Below are 22,264 nucleotides of genomic sequence, written 5' to 3' on the forward strand. Positions count from 1 at the left end.
TGATATTTACCCCAACCTAACTTGAAAGGATGTCCTATCAAATGAAAAACTTGCTCCATACTATTACTGATCGAGTAGCAACGAAAAAAGGGGCCTGGATTACCATCGTCTGTTGGCTAGTTATCGCGCTAGGGTTAGCATTTTTTGCTCCTAATGCGAAAGATTATCAAGTGGGAAGAATTGCTACTCTCCCTGAAGATAGCCAATCGATTATCGCCCAAAACAAATTAGAAAAATACTTTCCAAGCGCTGACGGTATTCCTGCCATCCTTGTCTTTCAGGATAAAAATGATGAGCAACTTGAAACCTCTGTTTTAGCAGAACAACTAAATAGCTTTAAGGATAATGACATTAAAGGAATAACTGAGGTCATTCCACTAGAACAATTACCACCTGAAGCACTCAAAGGCTTCTTTTCTGATGATCAATCCATAGCAGTTATTCCACTACAATTTGCATCTAGTATGGAAAGCGGAGATATTCAAACTTCCATTCATCAAATGCAAGATATTGTCGAAGATCAAACAGACCTAAACTTTTGGGTAACTGGACCTGCTGGCATTAGTGCAGACTCTCTTGACCTATTTTCAAGAGCTGATGTTGTCCTTATTTTATCTACTGTCGCTTTAATATTAGTCTTACTTATTGTTATTTATCGCTCACCACTGCTTGCTATCATTCCTTTATTGGCTGCTGGCTTTGTTTATGAAGTTGTTATGAAGTCATTAGGTATTTTCGGAAGCCTAGGATTAAATCTCAGTCAACAAACTATTTCGATTATGTTGATCTTGTTATTTGCAGCAGTAGTTGATTATTCACTTTTCGTATTTTCACGTTTTAGAGAAGCATTAAAAAACCATGAAAACTCTTTTGAAGCGATGAAAGTGGCCATGAGAAGCGTTGGCATGCCTGTTTTCTTCTCTGGAGGCACGGTTCTTGCCGCTATGCTTGTTCTGTTCTTTGCCGAGTTTGGTGATTATCGAAACTTCGCTCCAACTTTCGCAACAGCAATGGCGATTATCATGATCTCATCCATAACGCTCATCCCTGCGTTATTTGCGTTATTTGGCAGAAAAGCATTTTGGCCAAAAGTACCGCAAGTGGGAGACCATTCAGTGAAAGGAAGTTCTTTCTGGAGTAAGGTAGGACAATTCGTTGTCAAAAAACCGATTGTATCAGTTGTATCTGTCGGGGTTATCTTGGTCGTTTCTGCATTAAATATTTCAAACTTAGACTATGAATTTGATACGATAAAATCTTTCCCTGAAGATATGCCATCTCGTGTCGGTTATGAAGTATTAGAAGAAAACTTCTCTAGCGGCGATCTTGCACCAACAACTGTTTTAGTTGAATCATCACAAGCATTATCTGAAGAACAAATTTCTTCTATTGTCGAACAACTTTCATCAAGGTCAGAAGTAAATGAAGTTAGACCTTCTGGGACAGCTGAAAACAATCAAGTTCTTCAACTGAGCTTGACTTTCAATGACAGTCCTTATGCGATTGAAAGTATTAATGAACTAGAAAAAATAGTAAATGAGAAAGAAGAGTTATTAGATAACAGTAATATAGATGGTGACATTTATTTTTCAGGGGAAACAGCGTCATCATTAGATGATCGTAAAGTGAACAATAATGATATCCTTTTGATTGTTACCCTTGAAACGGTCCTAATCTTCTTGCTCCTTATTGCTTTGACAAAATCGATCAAAATGCCAATCTATATGATGGGAACTATTCTCATATCATTCTTAGCAGCATTAGGATTAGGAACATTTTTAACAGAGATATTTTTCGGAATCGATGCTGTAAGTAACCGCGTTCCTTTATATGCCTTTGTATTTCTTGTCGCACTTGGAATCGATTATAATATTATGCTCGTTTCTCGCTTTCAAGAAGAAAGAAAGCACCATAGTGTCAAAGAAGCTGTTCAATTAGCTGTTTCTCATACAGGTGGAGTCATTTCTTCAGCCGGCTTGATTCTAGCCGCAACATTCGCTGTTCTAATGACACAACCTATCGAGTTACTATTTGTATTCGGATTTATTGTAGCCGTTGGAATTCTATTAGATACATTCCTTATAAGAGGTGTACTTTTACCAGGATTAATTGTTTTATTAGAGAAAGATAAACAAGGAGATAAGCAAAAATCTAAATCTGCTAATAACGGATAGAATACAAAAATTAAATTATGTTTGTACTGCCACAGATGATGTTCTGTGGCAGTTTTTATACACTGAGAATATAACAGCCAAGGAGTTCTTACTGCAAACTTTCCTTTTGAACGGTCTTCAATTAGATAAACAGCGTTTAATACTCCTCTCCCAATATAAGATATATCTTTCACTTGCCAGGCCTCTTCAGACTCTAACGCTATTCGGATTTGTTGCTTTAAATGCTAATTCAACCTAAAATCACATTAGATTCCCCTAACTACTCTAACGTTTCTATACATATTTCGATCGCCCTTGTTAAATCCTCTTGACTCCAACTAGGTAGTTTACTATTGGTCAATGCTAATCGATGAGACGCAGGAATATGAATAAACCCTGCTGGGATATTAATGTTATGTTTTTTTATATAATACAGTACTTGATACATCACATGGTTACATAAATAAGCTCCTGCTGTATTAGAAATTTTTGCAGGGAAACCATGATGATGAAGCCTTTCGATCATTTGCCTATTAGGTAGCGTAGAGAAATAACCATCTTCGCCATCCATGTGAATAGGCTCATCCACTGGTTGAACTCCGTTATTATCAACAGGTCCATCATTTACATTAATCGCTATCCGCTCGGGCGTTATTTTATCTCTACCAGCTGCTAGCCCCATAAGTATCACGGCATCTGGATTCATTTCTTCCATTTTTGTTATAAGTGTTTGTTTTACATGTTTAAACGAGACGGGAAGCAAGGCCGTTTGCACATGATAATTCCCAATTTTTTTGCCATCTAATGCTTCCACAACTTCTGCGGTTGGATTAATTGGAAAATCTAAAAAAGGTTCAAAACCGGTTAATAATAATTTTTGCATTTATCTCACCCTTCATTATGTAGAATATTCAATTATTTTACCAAAAGAGAAATCGCTTCTTTTCTAAACAAGAAGCGATTTCGTTTTTAAGAATCTTTCCCCAACATTAATTGATCTTTGTTTTCCTTCTGATCTGCAAGGAGCTTGTCGGAATCAACATATACGCGAGTGCTTTCTAGCGCAATGATGACACCTTCTTGCTCAAGAATATCAATGATTTGAAAGTTAATATTCTCTTTAATTTTAAGGAATTCTCCCCAATTGGTTGTGTTCGTAAAGAAATACAAAAATAAGTCATATGAATTATCTTTAATTTCATCAAAAGTAACAAAGATGGTTTCTGGATGGATATCATCATTATTTACTAAAGTTGAATGAATTCTATCAACAATACGTTGTAGCTTATGTCTTGGTGTCTCATGTGAGATCGATAAATTAAAGGTAATTTGTCTTTTTCCCATTCGGCTCCAATTCGTAATGGGTTCATTCGCAATTGTCCCATTTGGTAATGTAACAATCGCCTGTGCGAATGTCCGGACTTTTGTACTTCTGAAGGAAATATCTTCTACGGTCCCTTCCACACTCGGCGTCATAATCCAATCACCGATTGTAAATGGTTTCTCTGTTATGATAATAAAACCTCCGAATAAATTACCAATAGCATCCTTCGCTGCAAAAGCAATTGCAGCACCACCGATACCAAGCCCTGCTACGAGACCACTGATATTGTATTCAAACACTTGTAAGACAATACTTGCAGTAATAACAATAATCACAACTCTTAACATCCTTGATAAAAACGGAATGAGTATATCATCGACTTCAAGTGTATATTTATCACGCATCTTGATGAAAACCGCAGATGATGCAGAAGCAATATTATAGAAGCCCCAACCAATCATTATCATGAACGCTGATCTTATTAAGCGAACAAACAGCGTATTATGTTGTTCTAAATATGGGAAAAACCCCATGGCAATATACAATCCGACAATGATGAATATCCATTTTACTGGTTTTTCAAATGAAAGGAAAATGTGAGATAAAAGCTGTGAATTTGCCTTATTACTCACCTTCATTAACAATTTAAAAACATATTTTGCAAAAATACCGCGAAAAATTAAAAAAAGTATTACGATTCCTATTGATATCCCTAGCTGTATCCAGGTGTTCTCAGAATCAAGGAATGAAAAAGCGCCTTCCATTTATCTGTCCCTCCTTATAATCTAGTGTTTATCATACCATAACACCGCTTGTTACCATTAGTAAAAAGATATTACTTTATGTAAATAACCGTTCCACACGTTAACAAACCTGATGGTTGAAAATAATGTCGAATGTATCTTGTCCTCTGCATTCTTATTCTTTCTCATTTTCAGCTATTCTACCTTGGAGATTTATGTTAAGAAATGCTGTCGAAAAATATTATGCACATTATTATTGATTTCATAATACTGTATGATATACACTATTGTTATTAACGAGGTGATTACAATTGAAAGACTTATTACATTCCCTTACAACAGAGCTAAAACGTGGAACACTTACATTAGCGGTTTTAAGTCAGTTAGACGAACCACAATATGGCTACTCTTTAGTACAAAACTTAGAACAATCAGGCATCGAAATAGAACAAAGTACTTTATACCCTCTACTTAGACGACTGGAAAAACAAGAACTTGTCACTAGTAGTTGGGACACAACCGAAAGCAGACCAAGAAAATATTATCAGCTTAGTGAATATGGGAAGAAAATATTCGCAGTATTAAAGGAGGAGTGGGCAAAAATGTCTACTGAAATGAATTTATTATTAGAGGGGGGAAATAACAATGGAATGGATTGATGTTTATATCCATGAGGTTACAAAGCGTCTACCAGAAAAACAACGGAATGACATTGCTTTAGAGCTAAAATCATCCATCTTAGATGCGCTACCAGAGAATTATTCGCTCGAAGATGTTAAAGCTGTATTGGAGGACTTAGGAGATCCTGCAGAAATCGCGAAGAATTATCGCGATGCGCCCTCCTATTTAATCGGTCCTGATTATTATGACTTATTCATGACCACTATGAAGATGATTTTACAACTTGCCATTGGGTTTGCTGTTGCTTTTATCGTTTTTGAAGGAGTAATTACTTACCTAAACAGCGATCAAGATTGGACTTATATATTTACTGTCTTTGGCAAAGGGATTTGGACGGTTATATCTACAGCTATCCAAGTCGTATTCTGGGTCGCTATTGTCTTCATCATTATGGAACGAACTGGCGTCGCGCCTTATGAAATCGCCGGTACAGGAGAAAAATGGACACCAGATGATTTGAAAAATATCACTGTTATTCCCAAGAAAAAAGGAATCACGAAGATCGATATTTTTGCTGCGTTCCTTTGGACAGCAATATGGGGTACCATTTACTTCATCGCACTTGATAGGGTCGGTATCTATACACAAAATAATCAAGAAACAGGGTTAACCCTACTGACGCCGATTTTCAACCAAGAGCTTCTTCTCTCATTCTGGCCACTTGTTTTGATTGTTCTTTTATGCGAGCTCACATTAACGGTATATAAATGGGTAAAGAGGCAGTGGACCAAATCTTTAGCAACCATTAACACTATCTATCAACTCTTGTATACAATTTTGTTCCTATTAATTATTCTGCAACCAAATCTCTTTCACAGTAATTTAATCAATGAACTTAGTCAGCTCTTTAACACAACAACAACAAGTATAAGCTCAATTCTTGACACAATTATTGGGGTATCTATTGCGATTACAATCATTTCAGCTGTTTATGCTTCGTATGATGGTTTTAAGAAAAGTAAAATAAAGAATGATACTTTACTGTAACTAAAAAGAAGCGCGAATAAAAGCCCCGCGCTTCTTTTATTTATTGCTCTTTTTTTCTTTTCTTCGGTTTAATATATAAACCCAATTCTTTCTTTTCTTGCATTAATGACCGATAAATTGAAATCATCATTAATATCATTATAAATGAGAAAGGGAAAGCGGAAATAATCAATGCATTTTGTAAACCTTGTAAGCCCCCACTATATAACAAAATTAAGGCTACTAATGATTGTGCCACTCCCCAAGTCAGCTTAACAGAATTATGAGGATTTAAAGAGCCATAAGTTGTTTGCATACCTAGCACAAATGTGGCCGAATCTGCTGAAGTAATGAAAAAAATGGCTACCAATAGAATAGCAATAATCGAAATCACCATAGACCCTGGAAACTCACTGAAAACACCAAATAGTACTTGTTCCGTTGGAAATTGACTTAAATCAACCGCTCCACTTCTTTGAACGTCCACGGCTGATGTACCAAATACCGCAAACCAGAAAAGACTAACTAACGCTGGAGCTAATAGTACACCTGAGATAAACTCTCTTATTGTTCTACCTTTTGAAACACGAGCGATAAAAATTCCGACAAATGGAGACCATGAAATCCACCATGCCCAGTAAAATATAGTCCAATCATTTATCCATGATCGATGGTCCTCATTCAGTGGTGAAATACTAAAACTCATTCGCATTATATTTTGTATGTAACCACCTATCGTATCTGTGAACATATTTAAAATAAGTACTGTTGGACCTAAAACAAAGACAAGCAGTACCAATATTACTGCTAAAACCATATTTACATTACTTAAATATTGAATGCCTTTACTCAAGCCTGACCACGCTGAAAGCATAAATAATACTGTGACAATCGCAACGATGATTACTTGTACTATAAAACTGTCAGGGATCCCGAATAAATACGTTAATCCTCCATTAATTTGTGCTGCACCAAACCCTAAGGTCGTTGCTACCCCTACAACTGTTGCAAATACAGCCAATACATCAATTAGTGTACCCCAAAAACCGTCCATCGCTTTTCCAAAAAGAGGCTTTAATGTGGCTGAGATTAAACCCGGTTCATCTTTTCTAAATTGAAAATAGGCTAATACTAAAGCGACAAGTCCATATATAGCCCATGCATGTATGCCCCAATGAAAGAAAGTATATCGTAAAGATTCTCTAAACGCTTCATCTGTCTCTCCGTTCGCCAGTGGAGGTGTGACATAATGAGATACCGGTTCTGCCGCTCCCCAGAATACAAGCCCGATGCCCATACCAGCACTAAACAACATCGCAAACCAAGAGATAGTAGAGAATTCCGGTTTAGAATCCTGTTTCCCTAATTTAATCGAGCCAATAGGACTAAAAATGAGAAATAGACAAAATACGACAATGATAGTTACCAAAATAAGGTAATACCATCCAAAACCATTTGTTAATAAATCTTGTAAATTAGCTGTTATCCTTTCGAACACACTAGGAATCGCTACACCTAAAGCGACAAAAATAAATACAATTACTACAGTTATCCAAAAAACATTCGATACTCTCTTCATAGATTGTTCCTTTCCCAAAAATCTTTTCTACTTCACTTTAATCTGCCTCTAAAAACCTTTGTTATAGTTTAAGACAAATTTTATTTATTATTCTTTGTCTGACAGAATACACAACCGTTCGACAAATCCCTTACACCTTTTACCCAATTAAAAATATATTAAACTCGATTTTCAAGACCTTTAGCCTTGTATCTTTGTATTAGCCACTTAATTAAAAAATGCCTTTATACATTATTCAGCATAAAAGGCAGTATTCGTTTTAATATTGATCCATACAACTCGTGTCAATAACCCACGGTTCCCCCGTATTCATATCAATCATTTTAATATGGCCAGTAGTAAGTGGATAGGTCGGTAAATAAGTTAATGTGTATTGATGCTTCTCTATATTCTTTCCCCAGCTTAATTCCATAAAAAGCTTTTCCTTAATCATTTCTGTTGCCGCTTTAAATGTAAGGCTTGCGACAAATGATACCTTTGAGAAGTCTTGGAGTACCTCACTATCTACATCTACATATTTCACCAAGCCTGTATCGTCTATTTGAATATGAACCAAAGCATCAGCTACTTGAACCCCTCTTTCTTGTCGAATAAACGTAAAATCGTATATGCCGTTTGCGAGTTTTTGACTTATTACATTATCGTCTAATTGTTGCAGTTTAAAATAATCATGAGGGTTATCACAAACTGCTTGTAACACTGATGTAGCAGTTAAAAGCGCCACTTTCGAATTAACATGTCCAGAAACAAACGTTTCAGAATCATCTAAGCCCATTAATTTAAGCAGTCTTCCATCCGCATTGAATACAAATTTTATCGCACCAGGGATATCTAATTCATCATCTAATAAATCTTCCTCACTCACCCGTAAAGATTTTTTAGGTAACTTACTCCATACCTCTAGTCTACCACTTTTCGTTTTTGCTTCAGCTACAAGCATATGGTCTTCCGTCATTCCCGCCAATGTATAAATATCTATAAATTCAGCCAAATCGGGTAAGGATGTCATCAGCGTTTTGCCAACACCAAACGAATCCGAGGTAAGTATTCCCCCATTTGTGTGTACACCAAGAATAAAATCCTCCAACTGATAAACATAGTGATACTCATCATCACCATTGACAAATATGTCATTATCATACTTTGCAATAACAGGTAGAATTCTTAAATGATTTAAATAAATCCGCTTCGCTTCTTCATTCGTAATCAGTGTTTTGGGATAGACAAGTTCAAAATCCATGCTTTCTCTTTCGACTGCACTTAATACCCCATTACTAAGCATTGTAAAACTAATTCCAGAATGAGGGAGTTCCTTATTCAACCGCTCATCTTTGCGATTATATAAAATCATATGATATTCACCTAAGTCAATGTATGCTGACAAATATAACCCATGCCTGAAAGTCGAATCATAGAACCTTTCTATAAACTGCTCTGCTTGCATGATCATATCAAACTTACTCATTTCCCCTGGAATTTCATCTAGTTCATCCGTATAAATGAAAAACTCTGCCACACCTAATTCATCCATACGAACCGAGCCAATTGACTCTCCCCAATCTTCCAACAGGATATCATACACATTTTCTTCAAATTCCATCTGCTCCATAACTAAATCATCTGGGTTGATTCCTTTAAAATAGGTTTTTAGTTGTTCCATTATTAAGTGATTCAAAGCAGCTGTTCTCCTTTAGTTATGATTTAATTAACGTGCAGGAAGTGAAATTTTAACATTAAATCGCTTCTATTTAAAGGTTCTCTTTAATTCTTCCCATAATAATAACATCTATAAATTAGAAAAGCGCAGGGCGCCTGCTTATCGGTGACAAGCATAAGACGAGCCGGCAGAAAGGTTGTTTTTTAACCTTTTTGACGGATTGGCTTATGACCTCGAGCCGATGGCGTCCGGAGCTAGACAAAGCCTCGTTAAACATTTCATATAATGCAATCGCCCTTATATTATCTGCACATACATCTAACTCTAATCTGATGAGTCCTAACTCTTCATCGGCAAGCTTTACTATTCGCTCAAGAAGCGTCTTGCCAATCCCTCTTCCTTGTACTTCTTCATTAATAGAGATGGACACATTCCCGCTATATCTTAACTTTCCACTTCTCTCTTCTAAGGAAGCTATCCCTCGAACATGACCGTTACATTCTGCAACAAATACATGGTCTTCTTATGTAAGTCCTTCAATATAATCTTCAATATCTTTTAATCTCCCCGATGATAAGGCCATTGTTTGTTGAATAATAGAATCTTGCCTATGCATTTCATGAATATCTCTTGCATCATTTATATGTATCGGTCTAATCTTTATTTCTTCCCCCATATAAAAACTCCTTTTTTTATAAAACTGTTCTGAATGAAAACTTATAAACCAAGACTACCACTTTTCTTAGTTTGAAAATATTGCTTTATTCATTTACGAATGAACAGTATAAAAAGTTTCTTATCATTGCACTGACATAATCACTACGATACAAAATATATATGAAAGGAGGCATCGAGATATTTTATGAGCATCCAAAGGAGGGTAATTTGAATATGCTTGCTTTGTTCAGTCTTTTTCTAGTTGTCGGCTACAGTTTCTTTTTCTTTTTTAGTGCCGTTAGAAAAAAGAAAGAAATAGCTACAAAATATTCTAAATGTATTCCCATGGTGGTTGGTATGACGAGTAGCTTAACAATCGGTTTGATTATATCTGTGTGGTTACCAGAAATGGCTAAAGCAACTGTATTATCAATTCTCATTAGCGCTGTCATTGCCATTTTTATAGGACTACCGTTTAAAACAAACGGACTCGTTGAAGCTCAAGCGTCAAGTCTCATGGGAAGTATGATGGGGGCAATGCTAGGCATTATGTTGGTACCCAGTGAAGTTACATTTATGATCATTAGCATGGATCTGATTTATTTAATTAGTATTTTTGCCATGATGCTTCTCATGCACAAAAAACATTCATTAAAGGAAGCATTGAAAAATCGACCTGTGCCCTTCTATCTAACATTCTTATTAAGCATCGCCATTATCTGTGCATCGGGAATTCATCAAGAAGCGAAGAACTCAATTCATCCGATTGAAGAAAACACCCCACAAGTAGAACACCATCACTAGTTTAATGATTAATTTCAATTATGTTATTGACTTTTCATGTAATAGATAATATTATGAATATAATTTAATAAAGCATTTTCTCTTATAAAGAGCGGCTGAGGGACTGGCCCTGCGACGCCCGGCAACCATTCATATACCCATATGAACAGGTGCTAAATCCTGCAAAATACTTTTTGGTATTTTGATATATGAGAGAGGTTTACTACTATTCTAGTATATTTATGCCTCTCATGATGAGAGGCATTTTTGTTTTTATCATCACATCAAAAGAGAAACGAGGAGAGGAAATGACTGTAACAATCGTAAAAGGGGCTCCAGGACATTATTTATTAGGTTCAGGCATTCTAACAGAACTCCCCGACCTACTTAAAGATATTTCTGTTTCCAAATACCATATAATAACCGGTAAAAAAGCTTGGCAAGCCGTGCAACCCTACTTGCCCAAGGAAGTAATAGATAACAACATTCACCTTCATTATATAGATGGTCACACTACCTTAAAAAAGGTCCATGACATCCAAGAAATAATAACAAATGATGGTGCTAATGGCGTAATAGGTATTGGTGGTGGGACAGCATTAGATATAACAAAAGCAGTTGCGATTGAAGCATCTGTTCAATCCATTCTTATACCGACAATCGCAGCTACCTGTGCCGCTTGGACACCATTAAGTGTTTTTTATAATGAAGAAGGCAGCTTTACTCATTATACCGAGTTCCCTATTGCGACAACCCTCGTATTGGTTGAACCTGAAATTATTGCTAAAGCGCCTATTACTTATTTAAAAGCAGGAATTGGGGATACATTAGCCAAGTTTTATGAAGCTGAAGCTCTAATTGAAAGTTTTTACCCTGAAGAAACACTTCCTGTACCTAAACAAGTTTCGCAATTTTCAGCTAAAATTTGCCGAGATACATTGCTTAATGATGGTGAAGCCGCACTACAATCAGTAGCCAAAAACGAAACCTCAAAAGCACTTATCCGTGTGATTGAAACGATTATCATGACTGGGGGTATGGTCGGTGGATTCGGCGAAAAAGCAGGACGAATCGCTGGTGCCCATTCGTTTCATAATGGACTAACCGTAGCGGATGCAGCCCAAGATTTTCTTCATGGGGAATTAGTCGCTTACGGGATTCTTGGTCAATTGGCCATTGAAGAAAAATGGACGGAAGTTGATTACCTTCTCCCGTTTTATGAGAGCTGGCAATTGCCAAGTAGTCTCTCTAGTCTAACTATTGATGTGAATGATGAGCAATTAATGAAGACAATTGTAAAAAAGGCGATACGCCCAACTGAATCTATTCACTTTATGAAAAACGAGATAAGTGAACATTCTGTTTTACAAGCACTTCGATTATTAGAAAAACAAAATGAACAAAAAGGAGTTCAAACATCATGAAAAAATGGTTACTAACTGGAACATTCTTATTATCTTTAACAGGCTTAGCTGCATGTGGTAGTGATGAAGCCAGCAACTCTACAGAAGGATTATATGACGATGAAGAATTAGTCATTGGTGTCACTGCAGGTCCACATGAGCAAATCTTAGAAAAAGTAATTGAATTAGCTAAAGAAGAAGATATCAACATTAAATCACAAGTATTTACTGATTATGTGATGCCAAATGTCGCATTAGCTGAAAAAGAGATTGACTTAAACATTTTTCAAACTGAGCCTTATTTTAATGCATTTAAAGAAGATAGAAATTTAGATTTAGTTAAATCTTTTGATACCGTTTCATTCCCGATGGGCATCTATGCACTCAATGTAAAAGATGTAGCTGAATTAAAAGATGGCGCAAAAATCGGTCTTCCGAGTGACCCAACAAATAGTGGCCGAGCTCTATTACTATTTGAAAAAGCGGGATTAATCGAATTAGATCCTGAAACAGGTATTAATTCAACAGTTCGTGATATTGAAAAAAACAATGGTAACTATGAATTTATTGAACTTGACTCTGCTCAAATCGCTCGTCAGCTAGAAGAGCTTGACGCTGCAGCTATTAACACGAACTTTGCAATTGAAGCTGGTTTTGTCCCTTCTAAAGACGCTATCTTTATCGAGCCTAAGGATTCACCTTACGTAAACCACGCTGCTGTCCGTACGGAGAATAAAGATGATGAAATTCTTGAAAAATTAGCTGATATCTACCGCAGTGAAGAAATTGAAAAGTTTGTTGAAGAGGAATTTGACGGATCAGTTATCGTCTCTTGGTAAAATGATTAAAAATGAGCGTTACGGAGGGAGCATCAAATCATGATAGAGCTTAAGAATATAACCAAAACCTTTACAGGAAAACAAGGAAGCATCCATGCATTAAAGGATGTCTCACTATCAGTGAATCAAGGAGAAATCTACGGGGTTATCGGATACAGCGGCGCTGGTAAAAGTACATTAATTCGCTGTGTGAACTTACTTGAAAAACCTGATAGTGGTTCTGTAAAAGTCAATGGGGTGGATTTAACCACGCTGACACCAGGAAAACTCCGTGAAGCAAGAAGTCATATCGGCATGATTTTTCAAGGGTTTAACTTATTAAAAACAGCAACAGTTTATGATAATATTGCTATCCCTCTTAAACTAACAGGATTAGATAAGAAAGAAGTAAAGAGCCGCGTTAATAAATATTTAGAGATTGTCGGTTTAAGTGAAAAACAAAATGCTTATCCAGCTGAGTTATCTGGTGGCCAAAAGCAAAGGGTTGCTATTGCACGTGCATTATCGCATGAACCAGAAGTATTACTCAGCGATGAAGCAACAAGCGCCTTAGATCCAGATACAACAGAGGCAATTCTTGATTTGCTATTAAAAATCAATAAAGAATTAGGAATTACGATTCTCCTTATTACACATGAGATGAATGTTATCCAAAGGATTTGCGATTGTGTGGCCGTTATGGAAAATGGGGAAATTATTGAAGAGGGACGAACGAAGGATATCTTTACCTCTCCTCAACACAGTACAACAAAAAGATTCGTTAATAGCTTATTTTCACATGATATCCCCGATGATCTATTAGAGGAATTAAGTGAAAGTGGCCAAGTGGCAACATTATCTTTCTTTGGTGAATCATCAGGTGATCCTGCACTTGCATTAGTAACGAAAAAATATGATATTTTCCCTAATATCTTATCTGGTAATATTACAAGATTAAAAGATGAAGCATTCGGACAGTTGCTTGTCCATTTTAAAGGCGATACAGCAGAAATTAACAAAGCCATACAATTTTTACAAGAGAAACAAGTCCATGTGGAAGGAGTGACACTCAATGAACGCCATCAACGAATTTCTTGATGCATGGGGTGCTGATTTATGGGAATCAACGATACAAACCTTCCAAATGGTTGGTATCTCTCTCGCTATTTCCATTCTGATCGGGCTACCATTAGGGATTCTCCTTGTTTTGACTAGACCAGGTAAAGCCCTAGATAATAAATTTGTATATAATGTGCTCAACGTAGTGATTAACGTCATTCGTTCCGTACCTTTTATTATCTTATTATTTTTCATTCTACCGTTTACCAAATTTATTGTCGGTACATCGATTGGTGTAAAAGGCGTAATTGTCCCACTTGTTATTTATACTGCTCCATATATTGCGCGCTTAATGGAATCAGCATTACTTGAGGTTGACCGTGGCGTAGTCGAAGCCTATGAAGCAATGGGAATTAAAACAAGACATATTATATGGAATGTACTTGTTAGAGAATCTCGCTCTTCAATCGTTCTTGGACTCACGATTGCAACAATTGGATTAATTGGTGCTACAGCAATGGCGGGACTCGTTGGCGGCGGAGGACTTGGTGACTTAGCCTACCGTTATGGACATTTAAGATATGAAGTTGATGTGATGTATGTCACAGTCATTTTACTGATTATTTTAGTACAAGGATTACAGTCATTAGGGAATTTCTGGGCTGCGAAGTTAAAGAAGGATTAAAGCAAAAGAGCCGAAGCGAATGTTCGGCTCTTTTCTTATTTCTGATAGAAGGGTCTTAAGAAAACCGGGGAAGAGATTGTTCTTCTTAACTTTAGGTCTCTTCTCTTCTTCTCTTTAATTTCTCCCCAATGGCTAAAAATGATGGGACTAAGATTGGTAGCATAAGTAAGCTCAGCATGATTAGCCCAATTATCACAACTAGCGCCACTTCAATCAGTGTAATAACACCTGAAGGGATTAATGCAGCAAAGGTCCCTCCTAAAATAATAGCAGCCGATATCACTACTCCACCTATATTTTTCGCTGCCGTTAAGATCGCATTTACTGGATTACCATCCACTTCATTAAAACGCATCATAAGAAAGATACTATAATCGACCCCAAGAGCGATAATCATAATAAAGCCAAAAAACGGCACATTCCAAGCGAGTTCACCCACGCCAAGAATAGATTGACTCATCCATTCACTAATACCTAATGAAGTATAGTAGGCTAATAGAAGTGCAGCAATAATATATAATGGCTGCATAACAGAACGGGTAATGACCATTAGAACGACGCCAATGCCAATTAACATTATTGTTGCCGTTCGAGCGAAATCTTCTGTAGCAATATTTTGTAAATCTAGATTTTGCTGTGTTTGCCCACCGATTGCATATTCAGCATCTTGTAAAATGGTTGCCTTCAAGCTTGCCGGCACTTGACGATTGACTTCCTCCATTACCTTCATGGCTTCATTTGTATAAGGATTTTCTTCTAACACAATCGTCAACGTCGTCATTTTTTGATTATCTGATACATACATATCAAGTGCTTGCTGGAATTCCTCTCCATTTAACACTTCCTCTGGAATAAAGAATTTCTCTGAAGCTTTCGAGTCACTTAACCCGCTAAGATACTTATTTGCATCCTGTAAACCTTCTCCTACTTGATTTAATCCATCTGTACTTTCTACTAATCCCTTTTGTAACTCCACCATTTTCTCACTTAAATCATTTAAACCCGTTTGGAGCATGGTTTGTCCCTCATTAATCTGGGCTAAACCAGACGCTAATTCACCCGATTTTGTTGCCATTTCGTCTGATGCATTTGCACCATTTGCTAGCCCTGTTTGCAATTCATTTGCACCTGACTCTAATGCAACTAAACCGTTATGCAGTTTTTCTAAACCAGCATCCACTTGCTCTAGTCCTGCATTCGCTTCTTCAAACTGGGACATCGCTCTTTCATATTGCGGATGAACAGCTTCTAATTGCGTATTTAACCCCTCAACTTGTTGCTTCGCCTCCCCTGCTGTTCCTAATGCGAATTGCATATGTTCATCTGAAGCAGCTTCGGGATTTTCTTCAATATAGTTTGTTAAAGATTGCTCAATTTGCGTAAATGCTAAAGTCATGCTTGTTACTGCAGTATTCATCTGTATAAATACATTGCCTGTATTCGAAAGACCTGTTTGCAGATCTGTATAGCCATTCAATAATGTGCCAGTTGCACCAGAAAGCTGTTCCACACTTGCCTTCACATCTGCAATCCCTTGATTTAACTCACTTGCCCCACTACTACCTGATTGAATTCCAGATGTTAATTCATTCAGTGCCTCAACTAAGGTCGACGCTCCGTTTTTAGCATTTGTTGTTCCATCAATGAGTGTTTGCACATCTTCTAATTGATTACTATTTTGATTGGCTGATAATTCTCCTTCAGCAGAAGATAAACCATCATGTATCGTTCCTACCCCTTTGTTAGCATCCCCAATCCCTTGATTTAATTGATCTGTTTGATCATTTAAATAGAGTTCTGCTATTTTTTCTCCAGCTGGTCTTGTTACAGATTGTACCTTGGATACGCCATCTACAGCTAATATTTTCTCTGTCAATTCATCTATCGCTTGCAATGACTCTTGTTGATTGAGTGATTGCTCATTTTTTATAACTAATGTTGCCGGTGCTGAGAACCCAGAAGGAAAATGGTCTTCTATCCGATTGATCCCCTGTTTTGATTCAAAAGAATCATCTACTTCAAGAAGGTCGTTATAGCTTAATTCTCCCGAGTATTTGAATACAAATGGTAAAGAGATAAGGAGGACAATAAATAATGAGAGAAAAGGACGCATTATTGAATGTCCTGATAGAAATCCCCAAAATTTACTGTCTGCATGACCATCAAATTTCTTAGATGGCCAAAACATTTTCTTCCCTAATACGTACATGAAAAATGGATTAAATGTATACAACACTCCGACAAGGACTGCTACACCAATAGCTACTGCCGAACTAGCTTGATACAAGCTAAATTGAGCAAACATTAATACAATAAAACCAATAAACACCGCTAAACCACTATATAAAACAGTAATTCCTGCCGTACGATAGGTAACTTTAAGTGCTTCTAAAATGGTTTCTTGCTTACTCAGCTCTTCTTTAAACCTCGTAAAAAGTAAAATATTATAGTCCGTACCTATTCCAAATAAAATCACTACTAAGAATACTTGCGTAAAATTTGAAAATGGGTAATTAAATGATTCTACTAAGTTGGCAATAATAGACATAGAGACGATATAGGATACACCCACAGATAATAATGAGATAAACGGTATAATCGGTGAACGGAAAACAAGAATTAATACGAGTAGGATGAATACGACGGCAATTGCCTCGGTTTTCTTAATCCCATCCTGCGTCGCCTGAACAAAGTCTTCCATGACAAGTTCGTTGCCAGTAATAGAAACTTGGAGTGTTTCTGTTATGAGCTCACTTCTAAGAGAATTAGCGACTTCCTGTAATTCTCCTTGCTCTCGGTCAATAGAAATCTGCGCTAGTATGGTCGAACCATCTTCAGCTGTTAGAACCGAAGCTGCTTCTTCACCATCTAAATGCGTTGTCATCTCTTCGATACCAAGTGTTGATTGTCTGGCTTTTAATTCTGCAAGAAGTTTATCTAATTCCTCTTTCTCCTGATTAGACATTTTCTTGCCATCTTTTGATCCTATTACTGCTATAAAATCATACGTATTTGCATTCTCATTCATTTCCTCTAACATGTGTGACGCTTCTCTACTTAAGGCATTATCTGGTATGGTTATTTGCCCCTTTTCTCTAACAAGGTCATCCATATTCGGCATCCAAAGGAAACTTAATATTGAGATGACAACCCACCCGAAAAATAATAGGGTTCTTACATTTTTAAACTTTGACACGTTCTGGCTCCTTTCTCTTTTTTAAATCACGGAATGAATATTCATTCCTATTTATGTTCAGCTTGAAATCAACTTTCAAGCTAGCTTAACTAGTTGGCTTTAATCGCATTCCAACAACATTCCTCTAAGTTATCCATTAAAGGAGAACTACCATCAATCGTTCCTGCCCGCACCATTTTTAAAATTTGTACAATGGCACCATAAACAACACCTATCAAAGCCTCTGTTTGTAGAACAATAATTTCTCCTCTTTCTTGACCAACCCTAACAACATTGGAGATATACTCTATAAACGAATCAAAAAGTTCCTGACTCTCTTCTGTTAAAAACATTTCATTACAATGAGAATCAATGAAATGTAGCGCATGTGTATCTCCCATCGCAAAGTGGTGAATACTCTCAAAGATATGATGAAATTGTTCACGGATACTTGCATCAGTCGGATAATCCTTTAATAATTGTTCAAATAACGCATTTAGTTTTTCCTGGAAGAGCACATTAACTAAGTTCTCTTTATGATCAAAATAACGATAAATCGTTCCTGCCCCAACCTTTGCAGCATCAGCAATCATTGGTACCGTCGTCCCGTTATACCCCCTCTCTGCAAACAAAACAATCGCGGCATCCAATATATCTTGCCGCTTCGACTTTTTTGCGTCCGTCATATACTCGCTCCTCACTTTAGTCAATATATGATTCGGAATGAACATTCATTCCTTTTGGGAATAGAATAATATATTTTTTTATATTTTACAAGGGAAAAGAGAGAGGTATTTGGACTTTAAGCAAAAATGGCAGACTTGCCATTGACTATAGGAAGATGTACACAAACAACTATTTAACACACCATCTGCGTTTTTGTGAGTTTGGGTTTATATATGGGTTGCGCGCAATTCTTTGTTTGCCACTCCTCGCTTTTGCACGTATTCATCATTTGCGCGCAATTCTTTGTTTGCCACTCCTCGCTTTTGCGCGTATTTATGGGTTGCGCGCAGTTCTTTGTTGGCTACTCCTCGCTTTTGCGCGTATTTATGATTTGCGCGCAGTTCTTTGTTTGTTACTCCTCGCTTTTGCGCGTATTCATGGGTTGCGCGCAATTCTTTGTTTGCCACTCCTCGCTTTTGCGCGTATTCATCATTTGCGCGCAGTTCTTTGTTTGTTACTCCTCGCTTTTGCGCGTATTCATCATTTGCGCGCAATTCTTTGTTTGCCACTTCTCGCTTTTGCGCATATTTATGTTTTGCGTGCAGTTCTTTGTTTGCCACTTCTCACTTTTGCGCGTATTCATGGGTTGCGCGCAGTTCTTTGTTGGCTACTCCTCGCTTTTGCGCGTATTCATCATTTGCGCGCAATTCTTTGTTTGTTACTCCTCGCTTTTGCGCGTATTCATCATTTGCGTGCAGTTCTTTGGCTTCTCCCTACCACCTTTGCCCGTATACTTGAACTACACGCATTTCCCTGCCTTTTCCTTCCCACTTTTGTGTGTATTCATTACTTAAAGAACAACTCACCTAACGATGCCTGACTTGTTCACAAACTCCCACTTTATTTTACTTATCTTCCTAACCCCTCTTACATATAGCAAAAAGACTGACTCAAGAATAAAGTCAGTCTTTTTGCTACAAATTTATTTCACCGATTCACGTACAATAAAAGAAGCGGCAGTTGCCTCTTTTAATTCTTCTAAAGTCACGCCCTCTTGTAATTCTACAAGTTCCATGCCCTTTTCAGTGAATTCGAAGACTGCCATGTCCGTAATAAGTACATGAACAACTCCTTCACCAGTTAGTGGCAATTCACAACTCTTTTTCACTTTAGACTCACCATATTTATTACGATGGTCCATGATGACAACGATGCGTTTTGCTCCTTGAACAAGGTCCATGGCGCCACCCATACCTTTAACCATTTTTCCTGGTATCATCCAATTGGCTAAATCACCTGTTTCAGATACTTCCATACCACCAAGGATAGCAAGATCGATATGACCGCCACGAATCATAGAGAAGGATTCTGCGCTATCAAAATACGAAGCATTGCGTTTAGCTGTCACTGTTTCTTTTCCAGCATTGATAAGATCAGCGTCTACTTCAGACTCTTTCGGGTAGCTACCAATGCCCAATAAACCATTTTCGGATTGAAGCATCACATCAAATTCTTCAGGGATGCGATCTGCAATTAAAGTAGGCATGCCAATACCAAGGTTTACACACATACCATCTTTAATTTCTTTTACTGCTCTATTGAGTATTTTTTCTCTTCCACTCATGATTATGTCCTCCTTTTAAGCTTCTTTTCTCGTTGTTAGTCTCTCTATTCTTTTCTCATAAGCTTTTCCTTCATATACATGTTGAACATATACGCCCGGTGTATGAATCTCATCTGCATCTAATTCCCCCGCACCAACTAACTCTTCTACTTCAACAATCGTTATTTTTCCTGCTGTCGCCACAGTTGGATTAAAGTTACGAGCTGTTTTTCTAAAGACTAAGTTGCCAAATGGATCTGCTTTCCATGCTTTTACAAAAGCGAAATCCGCTACAATGCCTCTTTCTAAAATATATGTTTTCCCATCAAATTCTTTATGTTCTTTCCCTTTAGCAACCTCTGTGCCTACACCAGTTGCTGTGTAAAATCCTGGAATTCCAGCGCCACCAGCTCTTAACCTTTCAGCTAATGTACCTTGAGGAACGAGTTCAACTTCAAGCTCACCGCTTAAAAATTGTTTTTCAAATGTTTTATTTTCTCCTACATAAGAGGCGACCATTTTTTTGATTTGTTTATTTTGTAGAAGTAAGCCTAATCCCCAGTCATCCACACCACAGTTATTACTGTATACCGTTAGTTCCTTCGTTCCTTTTTCTTGCAGGGCTATAATTAGTTTCTCTGGAATACCGCATAAACCAAAACCACCTACTGCTATAGAAGCACCGTCCTGAACTTGTTCTAACACTTCATCTAAAGATGTAATTATTTTACTCATGGTATGACTCTCCTTCCATCTTCCTTATAAACTATTAAATTAAATAAATAGTGAAATAGCAAAAGCTAATGCAAATACAGTAATCGTTTTTAATATTGTCAACACAAAGATATCTCCATATGATTGTCTATGTGTTAAGCCAGTAATCGCTAATAATGTAATAACAGCACCGTTATGAGGAAGGGTATCCATTCCACCTGAAGCCATAGAAGCAATACGATGAAGTAACTCTGGCGAAATACCTAATGTTTGTGCCATCTGTAAATATTGTGCACCCATTACCTCTAATGCGATTGATAACCCACCTGAGGCAGACCCAGTTACCCCTGAGAGTACGTTTACAGCAATAGCTTCAGAGACTAACGGATTATTGCTTGCATTAAATACCCAGTCTTGAATCGCTGTAAAACCCGGTAGCGTTTTCACAACATTACCGAAGCCAACTTCAGAAGCAGTATTAAAGATTGCTAGTAATGAACCCATAGCAGCTGTCGTTAACCCTGCTGCCAAACCTGTTTTTATTTTTCTCACATTCGTGAGCATTGCGACAATTATTCCGATGGTTAATGCTGCAACGAGTGCCCATGTTGAAGTGACTGTGCTTGGATCAGCAATATTGTATTGTTCAGAAAGCTGTGATGCATCATACCAGAATTTCGCAGACCAACTTGTGCGGCTAAAAATAAAGTTTAATGCAATCACGACAACAAGTGGTAAGATTGCTAACCAAAAACTTGGTAACGTATTCGGGTCGACTTTTTCAGGCTCGTTTTTATGCCCTGTACCATAACCTTCGCCATTCGCAAGCGCTTTCCTTCTACGACGTTCTAACCAAATCATCCCGCCAGTGAAGATAATAATTGCTCCAATGATACCTACAAGAGGGGCAGCATAAGCATCTGTTCCAAAATAATTCGTTGGTATAATATTTTGAATTTGTGGCGTACCAGGTAGTGCGTCCATTGTATACGTGAATGCTCCTAATGCAATAGCGCCTGGAATTAAACGTTTAGGAATATCAGCTTCTTTGAAGATAGCTGCAGCAAACGGATAAACAGCAAATGCGACGACAAATAGGGAAACGCCTCCATATGTTAACGCAGAACATGCAAGTACAACAGCTAAAATAGCATGTTTTGACCCTAGTGAGGATACAATTGTCCTTGCAATGGCTGCTGCTGCTCCTGTCATTTCCATCACTTTTCCGAAAATCGCACCTAGTAGGAAGATTGGGAAAAATGATTTGATATAATTAGCTGCATTCGACATATACGTCTCTGTGTAGCTTGGTAATAATAACCCTCCAGATATGACAACAGCTAATAACGTAACAATTGGGGCAATAATAATAACTGGATAACCACGATAAGCTAAGAAAATTAAAAGTCCTAATGCTAGTATAATAGCAAAAATCTCAATAAACAATGAAATCCCCCTTTATTTTCGCTAACAAGTCAAACTGACTTCTCCCCAGAGTCGTCCGATTGTTGCTTTTCTCCCCCTTTGTAACTCCCTCTTACTTTTACTTGTAGAAAACGTTTTCATTTCCATATACATCTCCCCAAAAATTTCTTTTG

Annotated in this window: 19 protein-coding genes, 1 pseudogene and 1 riboswitch; of the genes and pseudogenes, 8 read left to right on the forward strand and 12 right to left on the reverse strand. The window is 37.3% G+C overall.

All coding sequences use genetic code 11. The features are described from left to right. The first annotated feature begins 41 nt into the window (after positions 1-41). Positions 42-2,174, forward strand: a complete 2,133-nt coding sequence (locus MHI57_RS11340) for an MMPL family transporter (protein ID WP_095371969.1) — start codon at positions 42-44, stop codon at positions 2,172-2,174. Between the two features lie 259 nt (positions 2,175-2,433). On the opposite strand, the gene MHI57_RS11345 is transcribed toward MHI57_RS11340, so the two are convergent. Both MHI57_RS11345 and MHI57_RS11350 read right to left on the reverse strand, forming a co-directional pair. Next, positions 2,434-3,036 (reverse strand): pyroglutamyl-peptidase I, encoded by a 603-nt coding sequence (locus tag MHI57_RS11345; RefSeq protein WP_095371968.1) that lies wholly within the window; start codon positions 3,034-3,036, stop codon positions 2,434-2,436. An 86-nt stretch (positions 3,037-3,122) separates the two neighbouring features. After that, positions 3,123-4,241 carry a mechanosensitive ion channel family protein gene (locus MHI57_RS11350; protein ID WP_328200268.1) on the reverse strand — a complete coding sequence of 373 codons (1,119 nt, stop codon included), beginning with the start codon at positions 4,239-4,241 and terminating at the stop codon, positions 3,123-3,125. A 290-nt stretch (positions 4,242-4,531) separates the two neighbouring features. Between MHI57_RS11350 and MHI57_RS11355 the strand changes: the two genes are divergently transcribed. Together MHI57_RS11355 and MHI57_RS11360 are read left to right on the forward strand one after the other, a co-directional pair. Next, complete coding sequence (locus MHI57_RS11355; protein ID WP_095371966.1) at positions 4,532-4,879, forward strand: PadR family transcriptional regulator; 348 nt, start codon at positions 4,532-4,534, stop codon at positions 4,877-4,879. After that, positions 4,866-5,888 carry an HAAS signaling domain-containing protein gene (locus MHI57_RS11360; RefSeq protein WP_307317709.1) on the forward strand — a complete coding sequence of 341 codons (1,023 nt, stop codon included), beginning with the start codon at positions 4,866-4,868 and terminating at the stop codon, positions 5,886-5,888. Before MHI57_RS11355 ends, MHI57_RS11360 begins: the two co-directional genes overlap by 14 nt. A 40-nt stretch (positions 5,889-5,928) precedes the next feature. Here MHI57_RS11360 and MHI57_RS11365 read toward each other — a convergent pair whose 3' ends face one another. The 4 genes and pseudogenes from MHI57_RS11365 to MHI57_RS11375 all read right to left on the reverse strand — a co-directional run bounded on the left by MHI57_RS11365 (position 5,929) and on the right by MHI57_RS11375 (position 9,779). Further along, positions 5,929-7,446: a glycine betaine uptake BCCT transporter gene (locus tag MHI57_RS11365; protein ID WP_095373605.1), complete on the reverse strand. Its 1,518-nt coding sequence runs from the start codon at positions 7,444-7,446 to the stop codon at positions 5,929-5,931. Between the two features lie 259 nt (positions 7,447-7,705). After that, positions 7,706-9,121: a hypothetical protein gene (locus tag MHI57_RS11370; RefSeq protein ID WP_340976389.1), complete on the reverse strand. Its 1,416-nt coding sequence runs from the start codon at positions 9,119-9,121 to the stop codon at positions 7,706-7,708. A gap of 118 nt (positions 9,122-9,239) precedes the next feature. After that, positions 9,240-9,611: pseudogene (locus MHI57_RS25050) on the reverse strand (GNAT family N-acetyltransferase); the annotation flags it as partial. A 15-nt stretch (positions 9,612-9,626) separates the two neighbouring features. Continuing rightward, a complete protein-coding gene (locus MHI57_RS11375; protein ID WP_328200272.1) occupies positions 9,627-9,779 on the reverse strand; it encodes a hypothetical protein in 153 nt (50 codons plus the stop codon). A gap of 215 nt (positions 9,780-9,994) precedes the next feature. Between MHI57_RS11375 and MHI57_RS11380 the strand changes: the two genes are divergently transcribed. The 5 genes from MHI57_RS11380 to MHI57_RS11400 all read left to right on the forward strand — a co-directional run bounded on the left by MHI57_RS11380 (position 9,995) and on the right by MHI57_RS11400 (position 14,508). Then, entirely contained in the window at positions 9,995-10,564 is a 570-nt protein-coding gene (locus MHI57_RS11380) for a hypothetical protein (RefSeq protein ID WP_340976390.1), read from the forward strand. Between the two features lie 79 nt (positions 10,565-10,643). Further along, positions 10,644-10,759: riboswitch (SAM riboswitch) on the forward strand. A 92-nt stretch (positions 10,760-10,851) separates the two neighbouring features. Next, positions 10,852-11,967: an iron-containing alcohol dehydrogenase family protein gene (locus tag MHI57_RS11385; RefSeq protein WP_307317716.1), complete on the forward strand. Its 1,116-nt coding sequence runs from the start codon at positions 10,852-10,854 to the stop codon at positions 11,965-11,967. Then, a complete protein-coding gene (locus MHI57_RS11390; RefSeq protein ID WP_340976391.1) occupies positions 11,964-12,785 on the forward strand; it encodes a MetQ/NlpA family ABC transporter substrate-binding protein in 822 nt (273 codons plus the stop codon). Before MHI57_RS11385 ends, MHI57_RS11390 begins: the two co-directional genes overlap by 4 nt. Positions 12,786-12,824: 39 nt before the next feature. After that, positions 12,825-13,862 (forward strand): methionine ABC transporter ATP-binding protein, encoded by a 1,038-nt coding sequence (locus MHI57_RS11395; RefSeq protein WP_251162039.1) that lies wholly within the window; start codon positions 12,825-12,827, stop codon positions 13,860-13,862. Further along, positions 13,837-14,508 carry a methionine ABC transporter permease gene (locus tag MHI57_RS11400; RefSeq protein ID WP_095371958.1) on the forward strand — a complete coding sequence of 224 codons (672 nt, stop codon included), beginning with the start codon at positions 13,837-13,839 and terminating at the stop codon, positions 14,506-14,508. The genes MHI57_RS11395 and MHI57_RS11400 overlap by 26 nt, the downstream gene beginning before the upstream one ends. A gap of 91 nt (positions 14,509-14,599) precedes the next feature. Here MHI57_RS11400 and MHI57_RS11405 read toward each other — a convergent pair whose 3' ends face one another. The 6 genes from MHI57_RS11405 to MHI57_RS11430 form a co-directional block, all read right to left on the reverse strand. Continuing rightward, positions 14,600-17,704: an MMPL family transporter gene (locus MHI57_RS11405; RefSeq protein WP_340976395.1), complete on the reverse strand. Its 3,105-nt coding sequence runs from the start codon at positions 17,702-17,704 to the stop codon at positions 14,600-14,602. 89 nt (positions 17,705-17,793) lie between these two features. Further along, complete coding sequence (locus MHI57_RS11410; RefSeq protein WP_095371956.1) at positions 17,794-18,369, reverse strand: TetR/AcrR family transcriptional regulator; 576 nt, start codon at positions 18,367-18,369, stop codon at positions 17,794-17,796. 207 nt (positions 18,370-18,576) lie between these two features. Next, positions 18,577-18,969 carry a hypothetical protein gene (locus MHI57_RS11415; RefSeq protein ID WP_340976398.1) on the reverse strand — a complete coding sequence of 131 codons (393 nt, stop codon included), beginning with the start codon at positions 18,967-18,969 and terminating at the stop codon, positions 18,577-18,579. A 362-nt stretch (positions 18,970-19,331) separates the two neighbouring features. Continuing rightward, the gene (locus tag MHI57_RS11420; protein WP_095371955.1) at positions 19,332-19,973 is read right to left on the reverse strand and encodes a 3-oxoacid CoA-transferase subunit B; all 642 of its coding nucleotides are present in this window, start codon (positions 19,971-19,973) and stop codon (positions 19,332-19,334) included. A 15-nt stretch (positions 19,974-19,988) separates the two neighbouring features. Continuing rightward, the gene (locus tag MHI57_RS11425) at positions 19,989-20,687 is read right to left on the reverse strand and encodes a CoA transferase subunit A (protein ID WP_224937040.1); all 699 of its coding nucleotides are present in this window, start codon (positions 20,685-20,687) and stop codon (positions 19,989-19,991) included. A gap of 39 nt (positions 20,688-20,726) precedes the next feature. After that, positions 20,727-22,112 (reverse strand): GntP family permease, encoded by a 1,386-nt coding sequence (locus MHI57_RS11430; RefSeq protein WP_095371953.1) that lies wholly within the window; start codon positions 22,110-22,112, stop codon positions 20,727-20,729. Positions 22,113-22,264: the final 152 nt, after the last annotated feature.

The organism is Cytobacillus sp. FSL K6-0129 (assembly GCF_038007625.1).
Classification (GTDB): Bacteria; Bacillota; Bacilli; order Bacillales; family Cytobacillaceae; genus Cytobacillus; species Cytobacillus kochii.